This window comes from Novosphingobium sp. FW305-C-111 (genome assembly GCF_058783565.1).
In genome coordinates, this window is sequence record NZ_JBYSYP010000004.1 from 31,322 (window position 1) to 55,306 (window position 23,985).

A 23,985-nucleotide genomic window follows, 5' to 3' on the forward strand; every position below is an offset into this window, starting at 1 on the left:
AGGCAGGTCAGCCCTGCCGGTCGAGCTCGTCGTCGAGCCGCAGGCTTGTGCGCCAGAAGAAGAACGCCGGAACCAACCCCAGCCAGGCCGCGCCATAGAGGACATAGCGGACCGACTCCTCGCCGAACGCGGGCTTGAGCCAGTCCGACAGCATGCCGAAAAACAGCGGACCTAGCCCCAGCCCGATCAGGTTCTGGCAGAACAGCAGCAGCGCCGCCGCCATTGCCCGGTGGCGCAAGGGCACGAGGCCCTGCATGCAGCTGAAGGTCGGGCCGTAGTAGAGCGAGTTGAGCGCGGTCGGCACCAGCAGCAGGAACAGACCCAGCCGCCAGTCCTCGGCGAAGTAGGCGGCAAACAGGATCGGCGCGGCGAGCAGCATGCCGATCGCGGGCGGGGTCAGCACATGCCGGCGGCTCCGCGTGGCGTAACGGTCGGCAAGCCATCCTCCCGCCCATGTGCCCAAGATTCCGGCGATCCCGCCGCCGATGCCGAACCAGAACCCGACTTCGCCCGGCGTCATTTCATGGCTGCGCTGGAAGAAGATCGTGGTCCACGTCGTCTTGCCATAGCTGAGGAACGACGAGGCCGAGGCGGCGGCGAGTAGCAGGACCAGCGTGCGCGAACCGAGCATCAGGCGCAGTGAACGCCACATGCCCTCTCCCTCGCCGTGCGCGGCCTGGGGCCGGGCCGGGCGATTGCGGTCGGAAATCAGGAGGACGACGAACCCGGCGAGCACCACTCCCGGCAGCCCCACGACCATGAACGTGCGCCGCCACCCGATCAGATCCGCGAGCTGTCCGCCGATCAGCATGCCGAGCAGCGTGCCAACCGGGATGCCGAGCGCGTAGAACGCCAGCGCGCTCGCCCGCTTCTCCGGCGCGACGCGGTCGGCGATCAGCGAGTGTGCGGCGGGCGTGCACCCCGCCTCGCCCACCCCCACGCCCACGCGGTAGAGCAGCAGCTGGGCGAAGCTGGCGGCCGTCCCGCACAGCGCGGTCATCCCCGACCACACGAACAGCGCGGCAGCTATGAGACGGCTGCGGTCGGTCGAAGGGCGGTCGGCATAGCGGGCGATCGGCAGGCCGAGGACGGTGTAGAACAGCGCGAACGCAAGGCCGGTGAGCAGCCCGAGCTGCGTATCGCTCAGTCCGAGATCGCGGCGGATCGGCTCGGCGAGGATGTTGACGATCTGGCGGTCGAGGAAATTGAAGACGTAGACGACCAGCAGCACCCACAGCATCAGCCGGGTCGAGCCCCGCCACGAGGCTCCTTCAGTTGCGACCGCCATCCAGAACCTCGCCAGCGCCGCGGGCAATCCCCGCCGTGTTATGCGCCGACGATCCGCGCCGCCCGCCGCCCCGTCAAGCCCGGAAACCGGTTCTGCGACAAACTGTTACCTGGTCTCCGCCGTGGGCACTACCGACACGTGTTCGTTGACGATGGCAAAGCGGCCGGTGTCCTGGCGCTGGTAGACGTCGGTGAAGCGGAATTCGCTGAGCTTCGACGGATCGGCCGAGTTCTTGAGCGTGCCCATCCCGGTCACCACGAACGTGTCCGCGTCGAGCACCTGGATGCGTCGTTCGGGAACGCTGACCACGTCGAACTGCTGCGCGACGAAGGCTTTCTGAAGGCGGTCCCAGCTCTCCCACGTCGTCGAAATCTTCGCGTCGGTCGGATCGATGCCGATCATGGTCTTGGCATAGCGCGATTCGATCGCGGCAATGTTTCGGCTGGCCCAGGTGGTCTGCGTCTCGTCGGCCATCATCGCCGCTTCGGCCTCTGTCACGGGCTTGGGTCCGGTACAGCCCGCCAGCAGACACAATTCCCCGGCAAGCACCGCAGCCAGCACAACCTGCTTCATTCGATACCCCCGAGAACTTCCCTGATTCCCGCGTAGCTTAGGGCCTCGCGCCGGTCCTGCAACCGCTCAATAGAGCCGCAGCGGAGCGACCTGCTCGAGCCACGCCGCTTCGTCTGCCGCGGCCAGCGTGTCGAGATCGCCCGGTGCGGCCGCGCGATCATCAACCCACTCGCGCAACGCGGGGCCACCGTTGATGACGTCGATGGCGAGCTTGTCGAAAACGTACTCGTAGGGGAAATCGCGCCACAGCGGGTAATCGGGCCGCAAGTTGCGGATCGCCTTGAACGCCAGCGCCTGGAGCCGCCACGGGCGGAACGCGGCGTGATCGTAGAACCGCCCTTCGGCATGGATCATCAGGGCGGCGCAGAGCGACCCGGCGTGCTTGTGAAAGGTCGGCTCGAACCAGCACTCGCGGATCGCACAGCCGGCGAGCCAGTCTGGCGCCATGCGCTCCATATCCGCCAGGACAGCCTTCGCGTCGAGATCGGGCGCGCCAAACAGGACTTCGAGCGGACGGGTGGTTCCGCGCCCTTCGGAGAGCGTCGTGCCCTCGAGCATCACCGTCCCGGCATAGGCGCGGGCCATGTTGAGGTTGGCGGCGTTGGGACTGGGGTTGATCCACAGCCGCTCCTGCGGCCAGCCGAAGCCGGGGGCGGCGTCGGGCTGCCAGCCCTCCATGGCGATCACCCGGTAGGCGACGTCGAGCTTGAAGTGGTCGATGAACCAGCGGCCCATCTCGCCCATCGTCAGCCCGTGGCGCATCGGCATCGGCCCGGCCCCGACGAAGCTTTCCCAGCCCGGCAGCAATGCGCTTCCCTCGACCGGGCGACCGGCGGGGTTGGGCCGATCGAGCACCCACACTTCCTTGCCCGTCTTCGCGGCCTCTTCCAGCAGGTAGAGCAGCGTGGTGACGAAGGTGTAGATCCGGCAGCCGAGGTCCTGGAGGTCATAGAGGAAGACGTCCGCGCTCGACATCATCTGCCCGGTCGGGCGGCGGACTTCGCCATAGAGGCTGAACACCGGGATGCCGTACTGCGGATCTGTTTCATCCGCGGTTTCGACCATGTTGTCCTGCTTGTCGCCCTTCAGCCCGTGCTGCGGGCCGAATGCCGACGACACGTTCACCCCGGCCGCAATCAGCGCGTCGAGCGAGTGGACGAGGTCTTCCGTCACCGAGGCTGGATGCGCGACAAGCGCGACGCGGCGGCCTTCGAGCTGGCGGAGGAGAGCGGGGTCCGCCAGCAGGCGGTCGATGCCGAACTTCATGCCGCTTCGCGTGGCCCAAGCGACAGGACGAAGCAAGCCGGATCGTGGAAGTCGGGCTTGCCCGCAGGGTGGGCAAGCGCCCAGTACGACTTCACCCCGCCCTCCTCCTCGAGCACGGCGGAGACGTTGGCGCGCCACGGCAGCGGCGGCAGCCCCGCCATCGGCAGCGAGCCGTCGAACAGCGCGATCGCGGTACTCTTGCGCATCGTGGCATCGGGATGGCGCGGCATCGGCCGCTCGGCCATGCCTTCGCGATGTCCGGAAAAGTCGTAGGCCGCCCATTTTTCGGAAGGGGACAGGTTGAACTCGCTATAGGCGGGGCCCTCTCCCGATCGCACGAACACTTCGAAGCAGGTCGTTTGCCACAGGCCGTCTGCGCGGCCCTTTCCGGCTAGCGAAGGGACGACCAGCTTCGTCGCCCCGTCGATCTTCCAGCGCAGCACCAGCCACGGCCCGCCGGCTTCGAGAATGGTCACTTCCACGCCGCGCACGGCAAGCGGGGGATGGTCGGGATGCGAGGTCAGCGCGAGCTTCATGCGCGGACTTCTAACCGCATCGCACGCCCGCGGGAACTGAGGGATGACGAAACCGCGCCGAGCCGGTAAGGGGGCGCGCCATGAGCCAGTACAGTTCCGATCTCCTGCGCCTCCTCGACGAGCGAGGCTACATCCACCAGCTGACCGACGCAGCGGGGCTCGATGCCCTTGCGGCGAAGGCGGTGGTGCCGGGCTATATCGGCTTCGACGCGACCGCGCCGTCGCTGCACGTCGGCAGCCTCGTCCAGATCATGATGCTGCGCCGCCTCCAGCAGGCCGGGCACAAGCCGATTGTGGTGATGGGCGGCGGCACGACCAAGATCGGCGACCCCAGCGGCAAGGACGAAAGCCGCAAGATGCTGACAGGCGAAGGCATCAAGGCCAACATCGCCTCGATCCGCACGGTGTTCGAGCGGCTGCTGACGTTCGGTGACGGACCGACCGACGCGGTGATGGTCGACAACGACGAATGGCTCGGCCAGCTCGGTTACATCGAACTGCTCCGCGACGTCGGCCCGCATTTCACCGTCAACCGGATGCTGACGTTCGATTCGGTCAAGCTGCGGCTCGAGCGCGAGCAACCGCTGACCTTCCTCGAATTCAACTACATGATCCTCCAGGCCTACGACTTCCGCGAACTTGCCCAGCGTTTCGGCTGCCGCCTGCAGATGGGCGGATCGGACCAGTGGGGCAACATCGTCAACGGGATCGAGCTCGGCCGCCGGATGGACGGCAAGGAGCTGTTCGGGCTGACGACCCCGCTGCTGACCACGGCGAGCGGTGCGAAGATGGGCAAGACCGCGTCGGGCGCGGTCTGGCTCAACGAGGGTGCGAAGGAAGACGGCGCACTGCCGGCGTACGATTTCTGGCAATACTGGCGCAACGTCGAGGATGGTGACGTCGGCCGGTTCCTGCGACTGTTCACCGACCTGCCGATTGGCGAAATCGCCCGGCTGGAGGCGCTTCAGGGCAGCGAGATCAACGCGGCGAAGGTTGCGCTGGCCAATGCCGTCACCGCACTCGTCCGCGGCGAGGACGCAGCCCGCGCGGCCGAGGCCACCGCGGCGGCGACATTCGCGGGCGGCGGGATCGGCGAATCGCTCCCGACGCTCGACTGCACGGATGGCGAGATCGGCATCGTCGATGCGCTGGTCGGACTCGGTTTCGCCGCCAGCAAGGGCGAGGCCAAACGTCTTGTCGCGGGCGGCGGCGCGCGGGTCGATGGGATCCAGATCACCGACGAGGCGTACCGAATCAACCTTTCCGGCCATGAAGTCCGCGTCTCCTCGGGCAAGAAGAAACACGGCATTTTGCGGCCGGCCTGACCGGCAGCGGATTGCCGGGTTTACGAATTGTTCGCCAATCCGGTCCATTATCTTCCCCGACGGTTCGCATTGAATGGGGAGGCATAATGCCGGGTGGAGCACAGCTTTCGGTAACCGATATGCGGCGCGCAGCGCGGCATCCGGTCGATTTCCCGGTGATCGGCGAGCATCGTCAGCTCGGCGACGTGATGCTCCATATCGCCAACATCTCCGCCAACGGCTTCATGATTCGCGGTGAGTTCCCGCTCGGCCGCGGCGAGCGCGTGACCATCCGCCTGCCCCAGCTCGGGCGGATCGAGGCGTTCGTGGTGTGGAACAACGGAGACCGTGCCGGCTTCCAGTTCGAGCGGATCATCCGCCTCGACGACTTCATGAAGCTGATCGACGCACTCCAACCGAATCCGCGCCTGCGCCACCGACGGGGCTAAACAGGGTCGATTTGTCGCAAACCGGCTGAAAGGGCTTGATACATTATATCATCCGCTTTAGGTGACGTTATAACATAGCCAAAAGTCGGAAGCCCAACGTGTCGCCCAAGTTCCTTGCCTACGCCCTCGCCTCGATTTCCTCGTTCGCCGCGCTCCCCGCGATGGCGCAGGACGTCCCCGCCGCCCCTGATGCGCCGCAGGACAGCGACCACTCGCAACCCATCATCGTCACCGGGCGGCTGTTTTCGGCCGAGGCCGACCCCATCAGCGCGCCGGTGGTCCTGACCGGGGACACCCTCACCCGCGAGGCCCGGCCGCAGCTCGGCGAAATGCTGGCCAAGCTGCCGGGCGTTTCCGCCACGTCGTTTGCGCCGGGCGCGTCCCGCCCGGTGCTGCGCGGGTTCGACGCGGCGCGTGTGCGCATCCTGACCGACGGAATTTCATCGCTCGACGCGTCGACCGTGTCGGCAGACCACGCGGTGGCACTCGACACGCTGACGGTTGAGCGCGTGGACGTGCTGCACGGTCCCGAAGTGCTGCTCTATGCCGGGGATCCGGCGGGCGGCGCGGTCAACACCATCGACAAGCGCATCCCCCGCCATGTCCCCGACCAGCCCGTGACCTTCGAGGCGCTCGCCGGATATGGCACCGCGGCGGACTCGGTGACGCTGGGTGCGGCGGCCGATGTCCGGCTCGCCCCGCGCTTCGTCGCCCACTTCGACGCGAGCTACGCACGCTCGTCGGACCTGCGCGTCGGCGGCTATGTGCTTTCGCCCGAACTGCGCGGCGAAGTCCTCGCCGATGCCGCTGCACTGGCCGGCGATGGCGATACCGCCGGTGCCGCCGACCTGACCAGCCAGGCCAATCGCCGCGGGCGCCTGCCCAACAGCGCGGCACGGTCCGATACGCTGGGCGCCGGGCTCGCGTTCATCGACGACGGCGGCGACCTCGGCGTGTCGGTCCAGCGGTTCAACACGACGTATGGCATCCCGCCCCGCCCCGAGGTCGGCAATCCCGATCCGGTTTCGATCGCGCTGCGCCAGACCCGATACGACATCCGCGGAGGCGTGAATTTCGGTGGCGGGTTCCTCGACCGGCTTCAGTTCCGCGCCGCCTATGGCGACTACAGTCACGAGGAGCGCGAGGACGGCATCGCCGGGACGCGCTTTGCCAGCCAGGGGCTCGAAGGGCGGATTGAGGCAGTGCAGGCCAATCGCGGCGGCTGGCGCGGCAAGAGCGGTATCCAGTTCGGCGACCGCACCCTGAACGTGGTCGGTGACGAGCGGCTCATCCCGGACAACCACACCACCAACCTTGCCGTGTTCACGTTGCAGCAGGTCCGCGTCGGACCGATCGATCTCGAGGCCGCTGGCCGGTACGAAAAGGTCGACGTGCGGGCCAAGCCGGCTGGTCCCGAGCGCAACTTCAAGCTGTGGTCCGCAGTCGCGGGCGCGGCGTGGCGGATCACCGACAACCTTTCGCTCCACGCCGACTTCCAGCACGGCGAGCGCGCTCCTTCGGCCGAAGAGCTGTTCATCGACGGCGTCCACGACGCCACCCAGTCGTACGAGCGCGGCAACCCGGGCTTCGTGATCGAGCGCAGCAACGGCGTCGAGGGCGGCCTGCGCTGGCAGTCGCCCGGCGTGCTGGTGTCGGTGATCGGCTTCCTCACCGATTTCGACAACTTCATCACCCCGATCCCGAACGGCGAGGAGATCGAGGGCTACCCGGTGTTCCAGTACACCCAGGCCAAGGCGCGCTTCCGCGGGGTAGAGGCCGAAGCCTCGGTCAAGCTGGCGGATTGGGGCGATCATTCGCTCACGGTCGACGGCGGGCTCGATTACACCCACGCCGAACTGGTCGGCATAGGCCCGGTTCCGCGCATTCCGCCGCTGCGCCTGCGCGGCGGCGTCGAGTTCGGCATGCCCGGTCTCACCTTGCGCGGCGATGTCGAATGGAATGCCCGCCAGTCGCGCGTATCGACCTTCGAGAACGAGACTGCCCCGTTCACCCTGCTCGGCGCCAGCGCGACGTGGAAGCCCATGGGCGAGGACGGGCCGCTCACGCTGATCCTCGCAGCGGACAACCTGTTGAATGTCGATGGCCGCCGAGCCGCGTCGGAAACGCGCGACTTCGTGCCGATCGCCGGCCGCGATGTGCGCCTGACGGCGGCGATTCACTTCTGAGCGGCATCGTTGTCCGCCGCCTAGTTTTGCTTCCTTGGCAACGCGCGGCGGCGGTGCCATTCCCGCTTTCGTGACTAATGCCCGCGTAGAGCCGACTTCCCCGCTCCAGATCGCCGATTTTCGCCGCTTCTGGCTCGCCCGGTTCAGCGCTGTGTCGGCCACGGTGGGCATGGTCGTGGTCATCGGCTGGCAGGTCTACGATGTCGCGCGCGCCGACTATGGCATGAGCACCGCCGAGGCGGCGTTCCAGCTCGGGCTGCTTGGCCTGCTTCAGTTCATCCCGGTACTGCTGCTCACGCCGGTGGCGGGCTGGGCGGCCGACAGGTTCGACCGGCGCTATCTCGCGGCATCCGCCAATGGCCTCGACCTGCTCGTCACCCTCGTCCTCGCGCTGGCCACCTGGCGCGAGGCGCTGTCGTTGCCGCTGCTGTTCGCGCTGGCTGCGCTGCACGGCGGGTCCCGCGTCTTCATCGGCCCGGCCATGGGCGCAATCGCCCCTAACATTGTCCCGCCGCCGCTTCTCCCCCGCGCCGTCGCGATGTCGAGCATCGCCTGGCAGAGCGCGTCGGTCGTCGGCCCGGCGGCCGGTGGTTTGCTTTACGCGGCACGTCCGTCCTTGCCCTATTGGGTTGCCGTCGTGCTGCTGCTGCTGGCAATCGGCTGCGTCCTGTCGATCGGCAAGATGCCCAGGGTCGAGATGCGCCACGCACACCCGTTGCGGCAGATGGCCGAGGGCGGGACCTTCGTGTGGCGCGAGCGGTTTCTGCTCGGCTGCATCACGCTCGACCTGTTCGCGGTGCTTCTCGGCGGGGCAACCGCGCTTCTGCCCATATTCGCCCGCGACATTCTCCATGTCGGGCCGGAAGGACTTGGCCAGATGCGCGCCGCGCCTGCCTTCGGCGCCGCGGCGGTCGCGCTGCTTCTGGCGGTCCGCCCGCTCGAGCGCAATGTCGGGGTCAAGATGCTTCTCGCGGTCGTGGTGTTCGGCGCGGCGACCGCGATCTTCGGAATCTCGCGCAACTACCCTCTGTCGCTCGCCATGCTGGTCGTGCTTGGAGCGGCCGACATGGTGTCGGTGTTTATCCGCAGCACGCTCGTCCAGCTCAACACACCCGACGACATGCGCGGCCGCGTCAGTTCGATTTCCGGCCTCGCCATCTCCGCGTCGAACGAGCTTGGTGAGATGCAATCGGGCCTCGCCGCAGCCCTGATCGGGGCGACGGGCGCTGTTGTATTCGGCGGCGTCGGTGCCATTATCATTACCACGCTCTGGGCGTTCGTCTTCCCGGAACTCCGCCGGGCGCGGACGTTCGCGCCTCAATACCGGCAGACCGGCAATCCTGAAGGAGCCTGAACCATGAAAGCCGACAGCATCCTCGCCACCATCGGCAACACGCCGCACGTCCGCCTCGCCCGCCTGTTCCCGGACCACGAGGTATGGGTAAAGGCCGAACGCGCCAATCCCGGCGGATCGATAAAGGATCGCATCGGCCTCGCCATGATCGAGGCGGCGGAGAAGGACGGCAGCCTCCAGCCCGGCGGGACGATCATCGAGCCGACCAGCGGCAACACCGGGATTGGCCTCGCGATGGCGGCGGCGGTCAAGGGCTACAAGCTGGTGCTGGTGATGCCCGAATCGATGTCGCTGGAACGGCGCCGGCTCATGCTGGCCTATGGCGCAACCTTCGACCTGACCCCGCGCGAAAAGGGCATGAAGGGTGCGATCGAGCGGGCCAAGGACCTGATCGAGCAGACCCCCGGCTCGTGGATGCCGCAGCAGTTCGACAATCCGGCGAACGTCGAGGTCCACGTGCGCACCACCGCGCAGGAGATACTCGCCGACTTCGCCGACACGCCGATCGACGCGCTGATCACCGGCGTCGGCACCGGCGGCCACCTCACCGGCTGCGCCGAGGCGCTCAAGAAGGTCTGGCCGAAGCTGAAAGCCTGGGCGGTCGAGCCGACGTTGTCGCCGGTCATCTCTGGCGGCCAGCCCGGCCCGCACCCGATCCAGGGCATCGGCGCGGGCTTCATCCCCGGCAACCTCCACACCCAGTCGATCGACGGGGCGGTCCAGGTCGATCCGGCCGACGCCAAGGAATGGGCGCGCAAGTCGGCGACGGTCGAAGGCATGCTGGTCGGCATTTCCTCGGGCGCGACACTCGCGGCGATCTCGCAGAAGCTGAAGGACCTGCCCGCGGGCAGCCGGGTGCTCGGGTTCAACTACGACACCGGCGAGCGCTACCTCTCGGTGCCGGACTTCCTGCCCGAATGAGCCTCGAGCGGATCGATTACACGGACGGCGAGACGGCCCTGACCGGCTGGCTCGCCCGTCCGCAGGGCGCAGCGCGCGGGGCGGTGCTGGTCTTTCCGACGATCGCCAACGTCACTCCGTCGATAGAGCGCCGCGCGGCGATGCTGGCGGAGCTCGGGTATCTTGCGCTGATCGCGGATTTCTATGGAGCACCGGTCGCGAGCTTCGAAGCTTCGCGCCCGCTGGCAGAAAAGCTGCGGGCCGACGTGGACGTCTACCGCGGACGGCTGAAAGCAGGACTTGCGGCTCTGGAAACGCTCGCCGACGACCTCCCCCGTGCCGCCATCGGCTATTGCATGGGCGGACAAGCCGCGCTCGAACTGGCGCGCGAGGGTGCCGACCTGCGCCTCGCCGCCAGCTTCCACGGCCTGCTCGACACCGGACGCAAAGCCGAGGGGAAATTCCCCGGCCGCATCCTGGTCTGCCACGGCGACGCCGACCCGATGGTGCCGCGCGGCCAGGTGCTTGCCTTCTGGGAAGAGATGGACGCCGCCGGCAACCGCTGGCACTTCCACAGCTACAGCGGGGTGAAGCACGGTTTCACCGACCCCGGCAGCGATGCCCGCGGTATGCCGGCGATCGCCTACGACGCCAGCGCCGACCGCCAGAGCTGGGCGGCGCTCATCGGAACGCTGGATGAGGCGTTCGCCTAGCTCGCGAACGCCTCGACCGGCAGCTCCATCACGTTCGCAGCGCCCGCCTCGATCTTGCGGCGCAGCGCACCGGCATCGGGCAGGAACGCCGCGGCGAAGTGCCGGGCGCAGGCAAGCTTCGCCTGGTAGAACAGCGCGTCGCCATCGCCGGCGGCCAGTGCGTCCTGCGCGATGCGCGCCATCTTCAGCCACATCAGGCCGACCGCGACGTGGCCCATGATCGTCATGTAGTGATAGGCACCTGCACCGAGATTGTTCGGGTTGGCCATCGCGTTCTGCATGAACCACATGGTCGCGGCCTTCAGTTCGCCGTTCGCCCTGGCGAGCTTGCCGGCGATCTCGCCCAGCGACGCATCGCCCTCGGCCGCCGCGCATTCGGCATCGACCATGGCAAAGAACGCCTGCACCGCGCGGCCGCCGTTCATGGCGAGCTTGCGCCCGGCGAGGTCCATCGCCTGCACACCATTGGCGCCTTCATAGATCATGGCGATCCGGGCATCGCGGACGAACTGGCTCATGCCCCATTCCTCGATGTAGCCATGGCCGCCGAAGACCTGCTGCATGTCGGTCGCGACCTTGTAACCCATGTCGGTGCCATAGCCCTTGATCACCGGTGTGAGCAGGCCGATCAGGTCGTCCGCGGCCTGGCGGTCCTCGGCGGTGGCGGCCTTGTGGGTCAGGTCGACTTGCAGCGCACCCCACAGGCCGAGCGCGCGAAGGCCCTCGGTCAGCGACTTGGCGTCCATCAGCATGCGCCGCACATCGGGGTGGACGAACAGCGTGTCGGCCTTCTGGTCAGGCTCGGCCGGGCCGGTCAGAGCCCGGCCCTGACGGCGGTCCTGCGCGTACTGGACCGCGTTCTGGTAGGCGACTTCACCCTGCGCATAGCCCTGGATGCCGACACCGAGCCGGGCCGCGTTCATCATGATGAACATCGCGGCGAGGCCCTTGTTCTCCTCGCCGACGAGGAAGCCCTTCGCGCCGTCGTAGTTCATCACGCAGGTCGCATTGCCGTGAATGCCCATCTTGTGCTCGATCGAGCCGACCGACACCGCGTTGGGCTCACCCAGCGACCCATCGGCGTTGACGTTGATCTTAGGCACGATGAACAGCGAGATGCCCTTGGTCGAATCCGGCGCGTCCGGCAGCTTGGCCAGGACGAGGTGGATGATGTTCTCGGCCAGGTCGTGGTTGCCGGCCGAGATGAAGATCTTGGTCCCGGTGATCGCATAGGACCCGTCGGCCTGGGGCACCGCGCGGGTGCGAATCAGGCCGAGGTCGGTCCCGCACTGCGGCTCGGTCAGGTTCATCGTCCCGGTCCATTCGCCCGAAACCATCTTCGGCAGGTAGAACGCCTGCTGCTCGGGCGAACCCTTTACGAGGATCGCCGAAATCGCCCCGCCCGAGAGGCCCGGATACATCGCGAAGCCCTGGCTGGCGCTGTTGAGGAATTCCTCCATGATGAAGCCGATGACGTGCGGCAGGTTCTGCCCGCCGAACTGCTCCGGCGCGGTCAGGGTGCCCCAGCCGGCCTCGCAGAACTGGGCGTAGGCTTCCTTGAAGCCGTCCGGCGTGGTCACCGAGCCGTCGGGATGGCGAGTGCAGCCCTGCTTGTCGGCATTGGCGTTGAGCGGCGCGATCACCTCGCTGGTGAAGCGGCCCATCTCGTCGATCACCGCGTCCGTCATGTCCTGCGTCGCGGCCTCGAAGCCGGGCAGGTTCGAATAGGATTCAAGCCGCAGCAGTTCGTTGACGACAAACTTCGCATCACGCGTGGGGGCGTTGTAGATCGGCATATGTGGTTTTCCCTGGCTGGAAAAGGTCAGTGGCCGCCGAGGTCGAGGCTTTCGACCTGGCGGATGAAGCTGGAAAGTTCGGCGATGGCGGATTCGAGATCCGCCTTCTGCCGCTCCATCTGCTCGACGCGGGCGCGGCAGCGCTCGATGGTCACCCGGCGCTGCTCCACCCGACCGTCGCCGAGATCGTAAAGGTCGATCATCTCGCGGATTTCGCCGAGGCTGAACCCGACGTTCTTGGCACGCATGATCCAGGCGAGCCGGGCGCGGTCGCGCTTCGAATAGATCCGCGTCAGCCCCACGCGGGTCGGCGCGATCAGCCCCTCATCCTCGTAGAAGCGCAGCGCCCGGGGCGTTACGCCGAACTCGGCCGAAAGGTCGGAGATGGTGAAATGTTCGCGCGACAAGGCGTCGGGACGCTCGAGATGCGCGCTGTGACGGGCGGAGGGACTGGACATGCCCCTCCGCTACCAGAGCCTTACGCTTACGTCAACTACCCCTTACGTAAGCGTCAATCAACGCGCTCCAGCCTGCCCTGCGCGTCGAGACGCCGGTAGAAACAGCTTGTCGCCAGGGTGTGGCAGGCGGGACCGCGCGCATCCACGCGGAGCTCGATTGCATCCTGGTCACAGTCGACCCGGATCTCGCGAACCTCCAGCACGTGCCCGCTGCTCTCGCCCTTCATCCACAGCCGGCCGCGCGACCGCGAATGGAAGTGGGCAAGGCCCGTTTCGATCGTCTTGTCGAGCGCCGCCTGGTCCATGTGCGCGAGCATCAGGATGCGGCCGCTTGCCGCATCGACCGCGACGGCCGTGAGCAGCCCGGACGCGTCGAACTTCGGCATGAAACGGTCGCCCTGCTCGCGCAGTTCGGCATCTTCGGTCGTCGAAATGGTAACAGCCTTTCGTCTTGCGCCCCGTGTGGGACAGATTTGTTGCAGGATAACCACATGCCGCAGTCAAAATCCATCGCTCCGCGCCTTCGGACTTCCTTCTCCGGAGCACTTCGGAGATGAGGGGCCACGGCTTGAGGGAGCCGTTAACTCGACCGCCGCAAGGCGGCACGTCAGTGCCAATGTTCGGGGAAAAAATGAGGGGCTCGGTTGCCCACGCCCTTGATCCCGACGCGATCGGGCGGGGCACCGGGGAATGAGGGTCACGGACGTGGCGGCAACAAGGGGGCCGCCGCATCGCTGAACGGAGCGAACGTCCAGGTTTTCGTCACGAGGACGCCCGGAGCTCAAACTCCGGGCGTTTCCTTTTCCGGCTCCTGTCGAGTGGCCTCGTCCAGCGCTTCATCGAGCACGCGGGCGAAACAGGCGATTCGCACCCGCGCCACCTTTGCCCGGCGCAGCGCCACAAGGCAGGCGTCCGTCGTCGCGCCGCTCGTCATCACATCGTCGACCAGCAGGACTTGTGCACCGGCGAGGTGCGCGGCCCAGAGCGGATGGGCCGCGATGGCGCCCTGCAGCGTCCGCGCCCGCGCCTTGCGCCCCAGCCCGCCGAGCGACGGCGTCCGCTTGCGCCGCACGAGCGCATCGGGCGCGGCGCGCTGGCCGAGATCACGGGCCAGGTGACCGGCCAGGATCGCCGCCTGGTTGTAGCCCCGGTGCCACAGCCGCCAGCGGTGGAGCGGCACCGGCACGACCAGCCACTCGCCCTCCAACGGCGGGAGTTGCGGCAGGATCAGCCGCGCCAGCATCCGCCCCAGCGCCACCTTGCGGCCGTGCTTGAACTGGAGGACCAGCTGCCGCGACGTATCGTTGTACAGCGTGGCCGCGGCGATCCCCTCGTGCCTGGGTGGATCGGCGAGGCAGGGCGCGCAAGTGTAGTCGCCCTCGAGCCCGACCGATTCGCCCATCGGTCGCTGGCAGCGCTGGCAGCGTGGCTCCCCCGGAATTGCGAGAGCCGACCAGCAGGCGACGCAAAGCCCGCCCTGCGCCGCCAGCGGATCGCCGCACAGCGGGCAGCGCGGCGGGAACAGCATGTCGACCAGCGGCGTGAAGGCGGCGAGCGCGGTCATCGCCCGCAGGATCGAATGCGTGCCGGGGCTTGGCAAGGGGGCCGGGGCCGGGCATCGCCTCCGATATGGCCCAATCGCCCCCGATCATCTTCTCCAAAGCCCGCCGAAGCGCCCGGTTCCGGCGGATGCTGGCGTTGCAGCAACGCCCCGACGCACCGCGCTATGTCATCGAGGACATGGTCGAGGACGTCCTCGATCGCCTCTCGTTCCTTCGCCACGAACCCCGCAGGGCGCTGGTGATTGGCGACTGGACCGGGGCGCTGGCCCGCGCGCTGTCGGCGCAGGGTGCCGACGTTACCGAGGACAACCCGCTCGACCTCGACGAGGAGGCCCCCTACCCGCACGCCGGGTTCGATCTCATCGCGAGCCTGGGCACGCTGGACACGGTCAACGACCTGCCCGGCGCGCTGATCCACCTGCGCGGCGCCCTCGCGCCCGGCGGATTGATGCTCGCGCAGTTCATGGGCGCGGGATCACTGGCCGAACTGCGCGGCATCCTGCTCGAGGCCGATGGCGAACGCCCGGCGGGACGGATCCATCCGCAGGTCGACGTCCGCGCCGGTGGGCAGTTGCTCCAGCGCTGCGGTTTCGCCGACCCGGTCATCGACTCGCGCAGCCTCAAGGTGCGGTTCAGTGCGCTTCAGGCGCTGTCAGGTGACCTTCGCGCACAGGGCCTGACCGGCGTCCTCGCCAGCTCGCCCCCGCCGCTCCGCAAGGCCGCCCTGGCCCGCGCCGACGCCGCCTTCAAGGCCCGCGCCGACGATGCCGGACGGGTTACCGAAACACTCGAAATCCTTACGCTAAGCGGCTGGCGACGCTGAGTTACTTCAGCGCCGCCTGCGCTGCGGCCAGCCGCGCGATCGGCACTCGGTAGGGGCTCGCCGACACGTAATCGAGCCCGACGCCCTCGCAGAACGCGATGCTTGCCGGGTCGCCGCCGTGTTCGCCGCAGATGCCGAGCTTGATGTCGGGCCGGGTCGCCCTGCCCCGCTCGGCCGCCATCCGCACGAGCTGGCCGACGCCGTCGATGTCGAGGCTGACGAACGGGTCGCGGGGGTAGATGCCCTGCTCGACGTACGGGTTGAGGAAGCGCGCCGCGTCGTCCCTCGAAACACCCAGAGTGGTCTGGGTCAAGTCGTTGGTTCCGAACGAAAAGAATGTGCCTTCCTCGGCGATTTCCCCGGCCATCAGCGCTGCGCGCGGCAGCTCGATCATCGTGCCGACGAGGTACTCGATGGTCCGCCCCTGCTCGGCGAAGACCTCGGCCGCGACCCGGTCGACCAGCGCGCGAAGGATTTCCAGCTCGCGCTTGGTCGCCACCAGCGGGATCATGATCTCCGGCACCGGCGCGTCGCCGGACTTCGCCGCGACCTCGCATGCCGCCTCGAAGATCGCGCGGGCCTGCATCTCGTAGATTTCCGGGAAAGTGATGCCCAGGCGGCAACCGCGGTGGCCCAGCATGGGATTGAATTCGTGGAGTTCCCCGGCCCGGCGCTTGAGGTGATCGACGCCGAGGCCGGTCACTTCGGCCAGCTCCTCGAACTCCGCATCGCCATGCGGCAGGAACTCGTGCAGCGGCGGGTCGAGCAGGCGGATCGTGCACGGCAGGCTCGCCATGACCTCGAAGATGCCTGTGAAATCGCTGCGCTGTTCGGGCAGCAGCTTGGCCAGCGCGGCGCGCCGGCCGGCTTCGTCGTCGGCGAGGATCATCTGACGCACGGCGGAAATGCGCCCCGCGTCGAAGAACATGTGCTCGGTCCGGCAGAGGCCGATGCCTTCCGCGCCGAACTGGCGGGCGACGGCGCAGTCGGCCGGGGTCTCCGCATTGGTGCGGACCTTCATCCGGCGGTGCTTGTCGGCCCACGCCATGAGCACGGCGAAGTCGCCGACCAGCTCCGGCTCGATCATCGCCACCGCGCCCGACATCACGTCACCGTTCGAACCGTCGAGGGTGATGACGTCACCTTCGGATATTTCGCGGTCGCCGATCCGGGCAACGCGCCGGGTCATGTCGATCGAGAGGGCCGAAGCCCCTGAAACGCAAGGCCGGCCCATCCCGCGTGCGACGACCGCAGCGTGCGACGTCATGCCGCCGCGCGCGGTCAGGATGCCCTTGGCCGCGTGCATGCCATGGATGTCCTCGGGGCTGGTCTCGACACGGACGAGGATCACGTCCTCGCCCTGCCCGGCGCGGCGCTCGGCGGTATCGGCGTCGAACACGACCGAGCCCACCGCCGCGCCCGGCGAGGCCGGCAAGCCGCGGCCGAGCACGTCGCGCGTGGCCTTCGGATCGAGTGTCGGGTGGAGCAGCTGGTCGAGGGCCATCGGATCGACCCTGCGGATTGCGGTCGCCTCGTCGATCAGGCCTTCGCCGACCATGTCGACCGCCATCTTGAGCGCGGCCTTGGCGGTGCGCTTGCCGGCGCGGGTCTGGAGCATCCACAGCTGGCCGCGTTCCACCGTGAACTCGATGTCCTGCATGTCCTTGTAGTGCTTCTCGAGCAGCTCGAACACGCGGGCGAGCTCGCCGTAAGCGTCGGGCATCGCCTCTTCCATCGACAGCGGCTTGGCCCCGGCAATCTCGCGGGCGCGCTGCGTCAGATACTGCGGAGTGCGGATCCCGGCGACGACGTCCTCGCCCTGGGCGTTGACCAGCCATTCGCCGTAATAGGCCTTCTCGCCGGTCGCGGGATCGCGGGTGAAGGCGACGCCGGTGGCCGAGGTGTCGCCCATATTGCCGAAGACCATCGCCTGGACGTTGACCGCGGTGCCCCAGGTGCCGGGGATGTCGTTGAGACGACGATAGACCTTGGCGCGGTCCGATTCCCAGGAATCGAACACGGCGCCGATCGCGCCCCACAGCTGTTCGTGGACGTCCTGCGGGAACGGGCGGCCAAGCTCTTCCTCGACGATCCCCTTGTACTCGCCGACAATCGCCTGCCAGTGTTCGGCCTGCATCTCGACATCGTTGAAGAAGCCGTTGTCTTCCTTGGCGATTTCGAGCGCATCCTCGAACCGGTGGTGGTCGAGGCCAAGCACCACGTCGGAATACATCTGGATGAAACGGCGGTAGCTGTCCCAAGCGAAGCGCGGGTCGCCAGAGCCGGCGGCCAGACCCTCGACCGTGGCATCGTTGAGGCCGAGGTTGAGGACCGTGTCCATCATCCCCGGCATCGAAACGCGCGCGCCCGAGCGGACCGAAACCAGCAGCGGGTTGGCCGGATCACCGAAGCTGCGCCCGGTGGCACTTTCGATATGCTTCACGCCGTCCGCTACGGCCGCTCGCAGACCGTCTTCGAAGGTCTTGCCCGCGGCGTTGTAGGCCGTGCAGATCTCGGTCGAAATCGAGAAGCCCGGAGGCACCGGCAGTCCGATCGAGGCCATCTCGGCCAGGTTGGCACCCTTGCCGCCGACGATCGTCTTGTCGCGGGCGCGAACGTCGCTGCTGACTGCGCCACCACCGAATGCGAATACGTATGCATTGTTGGACAAGCCGATTCCCCGTAAGAAAAGTGCCGAATTACCGTGGTTTCGTGGATCCCGGTGCGCGACCGGGCTCCGGCCATTTAGCCTTCGATCCGTGAGAAGTCAGCAACTTTGTGCACTGCAGCACGGAAGTGTGCGAGCAGGTCGAGGCGCGCGATGCGCTTGGCGGGATCGGAATCGTTGACGGTCACGTCCTCGAAGAAAGCATCGATCGGCCCGCGCAGCGTCGCCAGCGCGGCCATCGCGCCGGAAAAGTCCTCGGCCTCGACCGCTGCTTCGGCCTGCGGCGCTGCGACATCGAGCGCGGCGATCAGCGCGGCCTCGGCCGGTTCGGGATCGTAGCCGAGCGAGCGCGGGGACTGGCCCTGCGAGTGCGAGAACTCCGCAGCGATGCCCCGGAACGCCGGGTCGTCGACCATGACCAGCGGGTCCTCCTCGCCGGTCGGCGGGACGGTCCCTTCGCCCTCCGACCCGGCATTGGCCGCGCCGTGGTTTTCCTTCTTGAGGATATTCGCGGCGCGCTTGTACCCGGAGAGCAGGTTGGCGCCGTCCTCGGTCCCGACGAACGCCTGGAGCGCATGGACGCGGGCGAGCAGGCGAACGAGATCGTCCTCCCCGCCGAGCGCGAACACCGCGTCGATCAGGTCGTGGCGGACACCGGCTTCGCGCTGCTGGACTTTCAGGCGGTCGGCGAGGAAATCCACCACGGCACCACAAGCGTTCTCTGTTGCCGCTCCGAATGCCAAGCCCCCGACAAAATCAGCATCATCGAAATCTGGGCCGCGTTCGAAGTCCGCCAAAATCTGGTCGATATCCACACCACGCCGATCCAGCCAGGCGGCGATCGAGCCAGCAGTCCGATGCTCTTCGTCCGTCATGTACTCAAGCACATCACGGAATCGAAAACGCAGGCTGTTGCCGAGGATAAGAGCCGCAATTCCCAGAGCTGAGCGCCGCAGAGCAAAAGGGTCCTTAGATCCAGTCGGGCGTTCATCGATAAGGAAAAACTGGAAAAGGCTATCCAGCTTGTCCGCCAAACTCACCGCCACCGTCACCGGCGCGGTCGGAACCTCGTCGCCCTGCCCGACCGGCTTGTAGTGGTCGCGGATGGCGTCGGCGACGGCGTCGGGCAAGCCCTCGGCGCGGGCGTAGTAGCCGCCCATCAGGCCCTGAAGCTCGGGGAACTCGCCGACCATCTCGGTGACGAGGTCGGCCTTGCACAGGCGCGCGGCCTGTTCGGCGAGATCGGCCAAATTCCCCTCCCGCTCGCGGGAGGGGTTAGGGGTGGGCATGGAAGCCGCACCGCTTTCAGAAACAGGCCCACCCCCGGCCCCTCCTGCATGCGGGAGGGGAGACTTGACTATCCCCTCTTCCACCAGCCAGCGCGCCAGCTTGGCCACCCGCTCCACCTTGTCGGCGACGGTGCCCAGCTTCTCGTGGAAGGTGATCCGCGCCAGCTTCTCAGCGTGGACCGAGAGCGGGGTCTTGCGGTCCTGCTCCCAGAAAAACCGCGCATCCGAAAGGCGCGCGGCGAGAACCTTGCGGTTGCCGGCGACGATCGCCTCGCCGCCGTCGGCGGCCTCGATGTTGGCGGTGCAGACGAAGGCGTTGGCGAACTTGCCCGCCGCGTCCTCGCACACGAAATACTTCTGGTTGGTCCGCGCGGTCAGCTGGATGACTTCGGGCGGAACCTCGAGATAGGCCTCGTCGAACCGGCCGAGCAGCGGGACCGGCCATTCGGTGAGACCGGCGTTCTCGATCACCAGCCCCTCGTCCTCGACCAGCCGCAGCCCGGCGGCCTCGGCGGCGGCCTTGGCCTTTTCGCGGATCAGGTCCTGGCGCTCGGCGTGGTCGACGATGACGTGGCAGGCGCGCAGCTTTTCCTGGTAGTCGTGCGCGCCGCCGATGGTGATCTCGCCCGGGCAGTGGAAGCGGTGGCCCTTCGTCGCATAGCCGGACGGCACGCCGCCCGCCTCGCATTCGACGAGATCCTCGCCAAGGATCGCGACGATGCCCGATAGCGGCCGGACCCAGCGGGTGCTTTCGGTGGAGAGCGAAGCCGCGCCCCATCGCATCGACTTGGGCCACGGGAAGGCGCGGACGATAGCCGGAATCGCCTCGGCCAGAACCGCGCGGGTGGCGCGGTCGGGCTTCTCGTTGACCGCGAACCACACGCCGTCACGCTCGGTCAGCTGGTCCTTCGACAGGCCGGTCTTGCGCAGGAAGCCTTCAAGCGCCTGTTCGGGCGCCGAGGTGCGCGGCCCCTTCACTTCCTCACTGACAGCTTCGGTGGCATCCGGCAGGTCGCGGGCGATCAGGGCAAGGCGGCGCGGGGTCGACCACACGGTGATCGCACCGGCCTTGAGCCCGGCCGCATCCATCTCCTTGCGGAACAGCTTTTCGAGGTCGGCACGCGCACCGGCCTGCATGCGCGCGGGGATTTCCTCGCTGCGCAGTTCGAGGAGGAAGTCGGTCATACGGTCCACCCCGGAAACTTCGCTTCCCATTCGGGCTTGTTCTTCTCGATCCACGCTTCGCACGAACCCTTGGCGAGGTCGCGTACCCGGCCGATGTAGCTGGCGCGCTCCTGCACCGAGATCACGCCCCGGGCCTGGAGCAGGTTGAACAGGTGGCTCGCCTCGATCGCCTGGTCATAGGCGGCGAGCGGGACCTGCGCCTCGATGCAGCGGCGGCACTCGGCCTCGGCCTTGGCGAAGCCGTCGAACAGCGCGGCGGTGTCGGCCACCTCGAAATTGTACTTCGAGAATTCCTGCTCGTTCTTCAGGAACACGTCGCCATAAGTCACCCCGGCGTCGTTGAAAGCGAGGTCATAGACCCAGTCGACGCCCTGGATGTACATGGCGAGGCGTTCGAGCCCGTACGTCAGTTCGCCCGCGACCGGCTTGCAGTCGAACCCGCCGACCTGCTGGAAATAGGTGAACTGGGTGACTTCCATGCCGTCGCACCAGACCTCCCAGCCGAGGCCCCAGGCGCCCAGCGTCGGGCTTTCCCAGTCGTCCTCGACGAAGCGGATGTCGTGCGCCAGCGGATCGACCCCGATCGCGGCGAGGCTCTTCAGGTACAGCTCCTGCAAGTCCGGCGGATTGGGCTTCAGGATCACCTGGTACTGGTAATAGTGCTGGAGCCGGTTGGGGTTCTCGCCATAGCGGCCGTCGGTCGGGCGGCGGCTCGGCTGGACATAGGCCGCGTTCCACGGCTCGGGCCCGAGCGCGCGCAGTGTCGTCGCCGGGTGGAAGGTGCCCGCGCCCATCCGCATGTCGTAGGGCTGGAGGATCACGCAGCCCTGCGCGCTCCAGAACGCGTGGAGGGTGAGGATCATCTCCTGGAAGCTTTTCGGCTTCGTGGCGGCGACAGTCGGTTGCGGGCTCATGGTGCGGCGCTTTGGCCGATGGGGCGCGGCAAATCAACCGTTGCCCTTGCCCCGCGACAAGCCTTCGTTCATCGCTTTGCCTTAGAGCCATGCCGATGATCCGCCCGTTTCTCACCCGCCTCGCCGCCCTCCTCGCCCTCGCCGCCGCACCGGCGCTGGCCGATCCCCAGCGCCTGCCCACGCCGGTGCCGCCCACGCTGGAGGTGGTCGAGGCCGGCCCTCGCCTCTCCCCCGCGCTGTGGCTGGTGCGCGATGCCGACACCACGATCTACCTGTTCGGCACGGTCCACATGCTCAAGCCCGGCCTCAACTGGCTGAACGGCCCGGTGAAGGACGCGCTCGACCGTTCGGACGTGCTGGTCACCGAAGTCGTCGACGACGAGGCGAGCGACGCCGCGGTCAAGCAGGCGATGATCAAGAGCGCACTGCTGCCCAAGGGCCAGACCCTGCGCGGTCTGATGAGCGCGGAGCAGCGCGCGGCCTATGAGGATTTGCTCAAGCGGGAGGGCCTTCCGCTCGACAGCTTCGACACCTATCGCCCGTGGCAGCCCGGGCTGGTCCTGTCGATGCTGCCGCTGATGAAGCTTGGCATGATCCCGCTCGCCGGTGCCGAGGAGAAGCTCGTCGCCGCCGCGCCGGGCAAGCCGCGCCTGGGTCTCGAGACGGCGGCGTTCCAGATCGGCCTGTTTGCCAACCTCAGCCAGGAAGCGCAGCTGCATTACCTGTCCAACGTCGTGCGCGATTACGACAAGACCGCGGCCCTGACCGAGCAACTGGTCGAAGCCTGGGGCAAGGGCGACGTCGAAACGATCGGTGCGGTGATGAACGCGAACATGGACCTGCCGGAACTCGACAACGCCATCCTCAGGGACCGCAACAAGGCCTGGGCCAAATGGATCGAGGCGCGGCTGGCCGAGCCGGGGACCGTCTTCATCGCGGTCGGCGCGGGGCACCTCGCCGGGCCGGAGTCGGTCCAGCGCCAGCTCGCCGCCAGCGGGATCCGTAACGAGCGGGTGCAATGACGCCGCTTCGCCGAATTCTGGCGCTCGTCGCGCTGACCTTGCTGGCCGCTTGTGGAAAGGCAGCGAGCGAGGCACCGAAGCAGGCTGGCCCTTCCAGGGTCGCGTTGTGGCAGGTTTCAGACTCCAGCGGCGTGCGGGCATGGATCTTCGGGACCGTCCACGCCCTTCCCGCGGGCACGCAGTGGCAGCGCCCGGCGGTGTCCGAGGCGCTGGGCAAGGCCGACCGGCTGGTCCTTGAGATCGCCGAGCCGCTCAATCCCGAGATCGCGGCGCGCGCGCTCAATGCGCTGGCCGTCACGCCCGGCCTGCCCCCGCCGTCGGCGCGGATCGACGCGAACTACCGGGGCGTGCTCGACAAGACGTATGGCCGGCTCGGCCTGCGCGACCAGTCGTTTCCCGACATGGAAACTTGGGCGGTCGCGCTGCAGATCGCGGCGATTGCGGGTGAAAAGGACGGGGTCCACGCGACCGATGGCGTCGAGCCCGAGCTGCGCCGCCTCGCCGGGCGCAAGCCGGTCACCGGGCTCGAAACCATCAACGGCCAGTTCGGCGTGTTCGACGCCCTGCCGCCGCGCCAGCAGGTGACCTTGCTCGAGCAGACCGTGGTCGAGGTGAACAGCCCGGAGGATGAAGAGCGCGACCTTCTCGCCCTGTGGCTCAAGGGCGACGACCTCGGCATCGCCCGCGAGAGCGAGAAAGGCTTTCTTGCCGACCGGGCCTTGCGCGATGCGCTGCTTTCGAAACGCAATGCCGACTGGGTCCGGCAGATCGAGGCCATGCTGAAGACCGGGGCCCGGCCATTCATCGCGGTGGGCGCGGCGCACGTCGCGGGAGCAGACGGGTTGCCTTCGCTCCTCGCCGCTCGCGGCTGGGTCGTGACGCGGGTGCCTTAGACCCGGTCTCGCCTTGCTTTTCCGGCGGTTTGCGCTATGGGCCGCCGCTTCCCCGTCATGGTCATCCCTGGAGGCGTGGCGGGAGAAGCGTTGAAACAGCATTTTCGGAAGGTACAGACATGAGCGAAACGCTTACCCTGTCGGCCGAGACGCGCGACCGCGGAGGCAAGGGAGCCTCGCGTGCCCTGCGTCGTGAAGGCCGCGTCCCCGCCGTCGTCTATGGCGGCAAGCAGGAACCCGTCAGCATCCACGTCGAGGAAAAGGAACTGGTCCGCAAGCTCGGCACCGGTCACTTCTTCAACTCGATCGTCGAGATCACGGTCGGCGGTGAAACCGTCCGCACCCTGCCCAAGGACGTTGCCTTCCACCCGGTCAGCGATCGTCCGCTTCACGCCGACTTCCTGCGCCTGTCGGCCAACGCCCAGGTCCATGTCGCTGTGCCGGTGATCTTCGCCAACGAAGAGAAGTCGCCGGGCCTCAAGAAGGGCGGCGTGCTCAACATCGTCCGTCACGAGCTGGAACTGGTCTGCGACGCGGACAAGATCCCCGACGACATCGTGATCGACGTGACCGGTCTCGACGTGGGCGATTCGATCCACATCAGCCACGTGTCGCTCCCGGCCGGTTCGGCCTCGGCGATCACCGACCGCGACTTCACCATCGCGACGATCGTGGCTCCTTCGGCGCTGAAGAGCGAAGAAGGCGACACCACCAAGACCGAAGCCGAGTAATCGGCTTGCCGGCCATGAGCCCCTCCCGCTCGCGGGAGGGGTTTGGGGTGGGCAGATCGGGGTGCAGCGCCTGAG

The 23,985-nt window shown here is 67.5% G+C and carries 21 protein-coding genes; 10 read left to right on the forward strand and 11 right to left on the reverse strand.

Annotated elements, in window-relative coordinates:
• Window positions 1–7: 7 nt before the first annotated feature.
• The 4 genes from AC3WLD_RS05860 to AC3WLD_RS05875 form a co-directional block, all read right to left on the reverse strand.
• Window positions 8–1,288 (reverse strand): spinster family MFS transporter, encoded by a 1,281-nt coding sequence (locus tag AC3WLD_RS05860; RefSeq protein WP_492556006.1) that lies wholly within the window; start codon window positions 1,286–1,288, stop codon window positions 8–10.
• Between the two features lie 105 nt (window positions 1,289–1,393).
• Window positions 1,394–1,861: a DUF4440 domain-containing protein gene (locus AC3WLD_RS05865; RefSeq protein ID WP_492556007.1), complete on the reverse strand. Its 468-nt coding sequence runs from the start codon at window positions 1,859–1,861 to the stop codon at window positions 1,394–1,396.
• A gap of 66 nt (window positions 1,862–1,927) precedes the next feature.
• Window positions 1,928–3,127, reverse strand: coding sequence for an exo-beta-N-acetylmuramidase NamZ family protein (locus AC3WLD_RS05870; protein ID WP_492556008.1), 1,200 nt, complete (start codon window positions 3,125–3,127; stop codon window positions 1,928–1,930).
• Window positions 3,124–3,663 (reverse strand): DOMON-like domain-containing protein, encoded by a 540-nt coding sequence (locus AC3WLD_RS05875; protein WP_492556009.1) that lies wholly within the window; start codon window positions 3,661–3,663, stop codon window positions 3,124–3,126. The genes AC3WLD_RS05870 and AC3WLD_RS05875 overlap by 4 nt, the downstream gene beginning before the upstream one ends.
• Window positions 3,664–3,743: 80 nt before the next feature.
• Between AC3WLD_RS05875 and tyrS the strand changes: the two genes are divergently transcribed.
• The 6 genes from tyrS (at window position 3,744) to AC3WLD_RS05905 (ending at window position 10,569) form a co-directional block, all read left to right on the forward strand.
• Complete coding sequence (gene tyrS, locus AC3WLD_RS05880; RefSeq protein ID WP_492556010.1) at window positions 3,744–4,988, forward strand: tyrosine--tRNA ligase; 1,245 nt, start codon at window positions 3,744–3,746, stop codon at window positions 4,986–4,988.
• An 86-nt stretch (window positions 4,989–5,074) separates the two neighbouring features.
• Window positions 5,075–5,416 (forward strand): PilZ domain-containing protein, encoded by a 342-nt coding sequence (locus AC3WLD_RS05885; RefSeq protein ID WP_492556011.1) that lies wholly within the window; start codon window positions 5,075–5,077, stop codon window positions 5,414–5,416.
• A gap of 98 nt (window positions 5,417–5,514) precedes the next feature.
• Window positions 5,515–7,602 (forward strand): TonB-dependent receptor, encoded by a 2,088-nt coding sequence (locus AC3WLD_RS05890; protein WP_492556012.1) that lies wholly within the window; start codon window positions 5,515–5,517, stop codon window positions 7,600–7,602.
• Window positions 7,603–7,672: 70 nt separating this feature from the next.
• On the forward strand, window positions 7,673–8,956 hold the full coding sequence (locus AC3WLD_RS05895; protein ID WP_492556013.1) for an MFS transporter: 1,284 nt from the start codon (window positions 7,673–7,675) through the stop codon (window positions 8,954–8,956).
• A gap of 3 nt (window positions 8,957–8,959) precedes the next feature.
• The gene (cysK, locus tag AC3WLD_RS05900; protein WP_492556014.1) at window positions 8,960–9,877 is read left to right on the forward strand and encodes a cysteine synthase A; all 918 of its coding nucleotides are present in this window, start codon (window positions 8,960–8,962) and stop codon (window positions 9,875–9,877) included.
• Window positions 9,874–10,569 carry a dienelactone hydrolase family protein gene (locus AC3WLD_RS05905; protein ID WP_492556015.1) on the forward strand — a complete coding sequence of 232 codons (696 nt, stop codon included), beginning with the start codon at window positions 9,874–9,876 and terminating at the stop codon, window positions 10,567–10,569. Before cysK ends, AC3WLD_RS05905 begins: the two co-directional genes overlap by 4 nt.
• Here the strand turns inward: AC3WLD_RS05905 and AC3WLD_RS05910 are convergent.
• The 4 genes from AC3WLD_RS05910 to AC3WLD_RS05925 all read right to left on the reverse strand — a co-directional run bounded on the left by AC3WLD_RS05910 (window position 10,566) and on the right by AC3WLD_RS05925 (window position 14,387).
• Window positions 10,566–12,365 carry an acyl-CoA dehydrogenase C-terminal domain-containing protein gene (locus tag AC3WLD_RS05910; RefSeq protein WP_492556016.1) on the reverse strand — a complete coding sequence of 600 codons (1,800 nt, stop codon included), beginning with the start codon at window positions 12,363–12,365 and terminating at the stop codon, window positions 10,566–10,568. The two genes, AC3WLD_RS05905 and AC3WLD_RS05910, sit on opposite strands and share 4 nt — an antisense overlap.
• A 26-nt stretch (window positions 12,366–12,391) precedes the next feature.
• Window positions 12,392–12,823 carry a MerR family transcriptional regulator gene (locus AC3WLD_RS05915; protein ID WP_492556017.1) on the reverse strand — a complete coding sequence of 144 codons (432 nt, stop codon included), beginning with the start codon at window positions 12,821–12,823 and terminating at the stop codon, window positions 12,392–12,394.
• Between the two features lie 53 nt (window positions 12,824–12,876).
• Entirely contained in the window at window positions 12,877–13,209 is a 333-nt protein-coding gene (gene hisI / locus AC3WLD_RS05920; RefSeq protein WP_492556018.1) for a phosphoribosyl-AMP cyclohydrolase, read from the reverse strand.
• A 395-nt stretch (window positions 13,210–13,604) separates the two neighbouring features.
• Window positions 13,605–14,387, reverse strand: a complete 783-nt coding sequence (locus AC3WLD_RS05925; RefSeq protein ID WP_492556019.1) for a double zinc ribbon domain-containing protein — start codon at window positions 14,385–14,387, stop codon at window positions 13,605–13,607.
• A gap of 65 nt (window positions 14,388–14,452) precedes the next feature.
• On the opposite strand from AC3WLD_RS05925, the gene AC3WLD_RS05930 reads away from it, so the two are divergent.
• Window positions 14,453–15,208: a methyltransferase domain-containing protein gene (locus AC3WLD_RS05930; protein WP_492556020.1), complete on the forward strand. Its 756-nt coding sequence runs from the start codon at window positions 14,453–14,455 to the stop codon at window positions 15,206–15,208.
• Between the two features lies 1 nt (window position 15,209).
• Here AC3WLD_RS05930 and ppdK read toward each other — a convergent pair whose 3' ends face one another.
• The 3 genes from ppdK to AC3WLD_RS05945 all read right to left on the reverse strand — a co-directional run bounded on the left by ppdK (window position 15,210) and on the right by AC3WLD_RS05945 (window position 21,264).
• Entirely contained in the window at window positions 15,210–17,879 is a 2,670-nt protein-coding gene (gene ppdK, locus AC3WLD_RS05935) for a pyruvate, phosphate dikinase (protein WP_492556021.1), read from the reverse strand.
• Between the two features lie 74 nt (window positions 17,880–17,953).
• Window positions 17,954–20,350, reverse strand: a complete 2,397-nt coding sequence (gene glyS / locus AC3WLD_RS05940; RefSeq protein ID WP_492556022.1) for a glycine--tRNA ligase subunit beta — start codon at window positions 20,348–20,350, stop codon at window positions 17,954–17,956.
• Window positions 20,347–21,264 (reverse strand): glycine--tRNA ligase subunit alpha, encoded by a 918-nt coding sequence (locus AC3WLD_RS05945; protein WP_492556023.1) that lies wholly within the window; start codon window positions 21,262–21,264, stop codon window positions 20,347–20,349. Before AC3WLD_RS05945 ends, glyS begins: the two co-directional genes overlap by 4 nt.
• 95 nt (window positions 21,265–21,359) lie before the next feature.
• Here AC3WLD_RS05945 and AC3WLD_RS05950 point away from each other — a divergent pair, with 95 nt between their 5' ends.
• The 3 genes from AC3WLD_RS05950 to AC3WLD_RS05960 all read left to right on the forward strand — a co-directional run bounded on the left by AC3WLD_RS05950 (window position 21,360) and on the right by AC3WLD_RS05960 (window position 23,910).
• Window positions 21,360–22,286, forward strand: a complete 927-nt coding sequence (locus AC3WLD_RS05950) for a TraB/GumN family protein (protein WP_492556024.1) — start codon at window positions 21,360–21,362, stop codon at window positions 22,284–22,286.
• Window positions 22,283–23,179, forward strand: coding sequence for a TraB/GumN family protein (locus tag AC3WLD_RS05955; RefSeq protein WP_492556025.1), 897 nt, complete (start codon window positions 22,283–22,285; stop codon window positions 23,177–23,179). Before AC3WLD_RS05950 ends, AC3WLD_RS05955 begins: the two co-directional genes overlap by 4 nt.
• Window positions 23,180–23,298: 119 nt before the next feature.
• The gene (locus AC3WLD_RS05960; protein WP_492556026.1) at window positions 23,299–23,910 is read left to right on the forward strand and encodes a 50S ribosomal protein L25/general stress protein Ctc; all 612 of its coding nucleotides are present in this window, start codon (window positions 23,299–23,301) and stop codon (window positions 23,908–23,910) included.
• Window positions 23,911–23,985: the final 75 nt, after the last annotated feature.

What these genes read in the sequence shown, in the direction of transcription:
- AC3WLD_RS05860 (WP_492556006.1), bottom strand. Translation starts at nt 1,288, where the DNA reads ATGGCGGTCGCAACTGAAGGAGCCTCGTGGCGGGGCTCGACCCGGCTG.
- AC3WLD_RS05865 (WP_492556007.1), bottom strand. Translation starts at nt 1,861, where the DNA reads ATGAAGCAGGTTGTGCTGGCTGCGGTGCTTGCCGGGGAATTGTGTCTG.
- AC3WLD_RS05870 (WP_492556008.1), bottom strand. Translation starts at nt 3,127, where the DNA reads ATGAAGTTCGGCATCGACCGCCTGCTGGCGGACCCCGCTCTCCTCCGC.
- AC3WLD_RS05875 (WP_492556009.1), bottom strand. Translation starts at nt 3,663, where the DNA reads ATGAAGCTCGCGCTGACCTCGCATCCCGACCATCCCCCGCTTGCCGTG.
- tyrS (WP_492556010.1), top strand. Translation starts at nt 3,744, where the DNA reads ATGAGCCAGTACAGTTCCGATCTCCTGCGCCTCCTCGACGAGCGAGGC.
- AC3WLD_RS05885 (WP_492556011.1), top strand. Translation starts at nt 5,075, where the DNA reads ATGCCGGGTGGAGCACAGCTTTCGGTAACCGATATGCGGCGCGCAGCG.
- cysK (WP_492556014.1), top strand. Translation starts at nt 8,960, where the DNA reads ATGAAAGCCGACAGCATCCTCGCCACCATCGGCAACACGCCGCACGTC.
- AC3WLD_RS05905 (WP_492556015.1), top strand. Translation starts at nt 9,874, where the DNA reads ATGAGCCTCGAGCGGATCGATTACACGGACGGCGAGACGGCCCTGACC.
- AC3WLD_RS05910 (WP_492556016.1), bottom strand. Translation starts at nt 12,365, where the DNA reads ATGCCGATCTACAACGCCCCCACGCGTGATGCGAAGTTTGTCGTCAAC.
- AC3WLD_RS05915 (WP_492556017.1), bottom strand. Translation starts at nt 12,823, where the DNA reads ATGTCCAGTCCCTCCGCCCGTCACAGCGCGCATCTCGAGCGTCCCGAC.
- hisI (WP_492556018.1), bottom strand. Translation starts at nt 13,209, where the DNA reads ATGCCGAAGTTCGACGCGTCCGGGCTGCTCACGGCCGTCGCGGTCGAT.
- AC3WLD_RS05925 (WP_492556019.1), bottom strand. Translation starts at nt 14,387, where the DNA reads ATGACCGCGCTCGCCGCCTTCACGCCGCTGGTCGACATGCTGTTCCCG.
- AC3WLD_RS05930 (WP_492556020.1), top strand. Translation starts at nt 14,453, where the DNA reads ATGGCCCAATCGCCCCCGATCATCTTCTCCAAAGCCCGCCGAAGCGCC.
- glyS (WP_492556022.1), bottom strand. Translation starts at nt 20,350, where the DNA reads ATGACCGACTTCCTCCTCGAACTGCGCAGCGAGGAAATCCCCGCGCGC.
- AC3WLD_RS05945 (WP_492556023.1), bottom strand. Translation starts at nt 21,264, where the DNA reads ATGAGCCCGCAACCGACTGTCGCCGCCACGAAGCCGAAAAGCTTCCAG.
- AC3WLD_RS05950 (WP_492556024.1), top strand. Translation starts at nt 21,360, where the DNA reads ATGATCCGCCCGTTTCTCACCCGCCTCGCCGCCCTCCTCGCCCTCGCC.
- AC3WLD_RS05955 (WP_492556025.1), top strand. Translation starts at nt 22,283, where the DNA reads ATGACGCCGCTTCGCCGAATTCTGGCGCTCGTCGCGCTGACCTTGCTG.
- AC3WLD_RS05960 (WP_492556026.1), top strand. Translation starts at nt 23,299, where the DNA reads ATGAGCGAAACGCTTACCCTGTCGGCCGAGACGCGCGACCGCGGAGGC.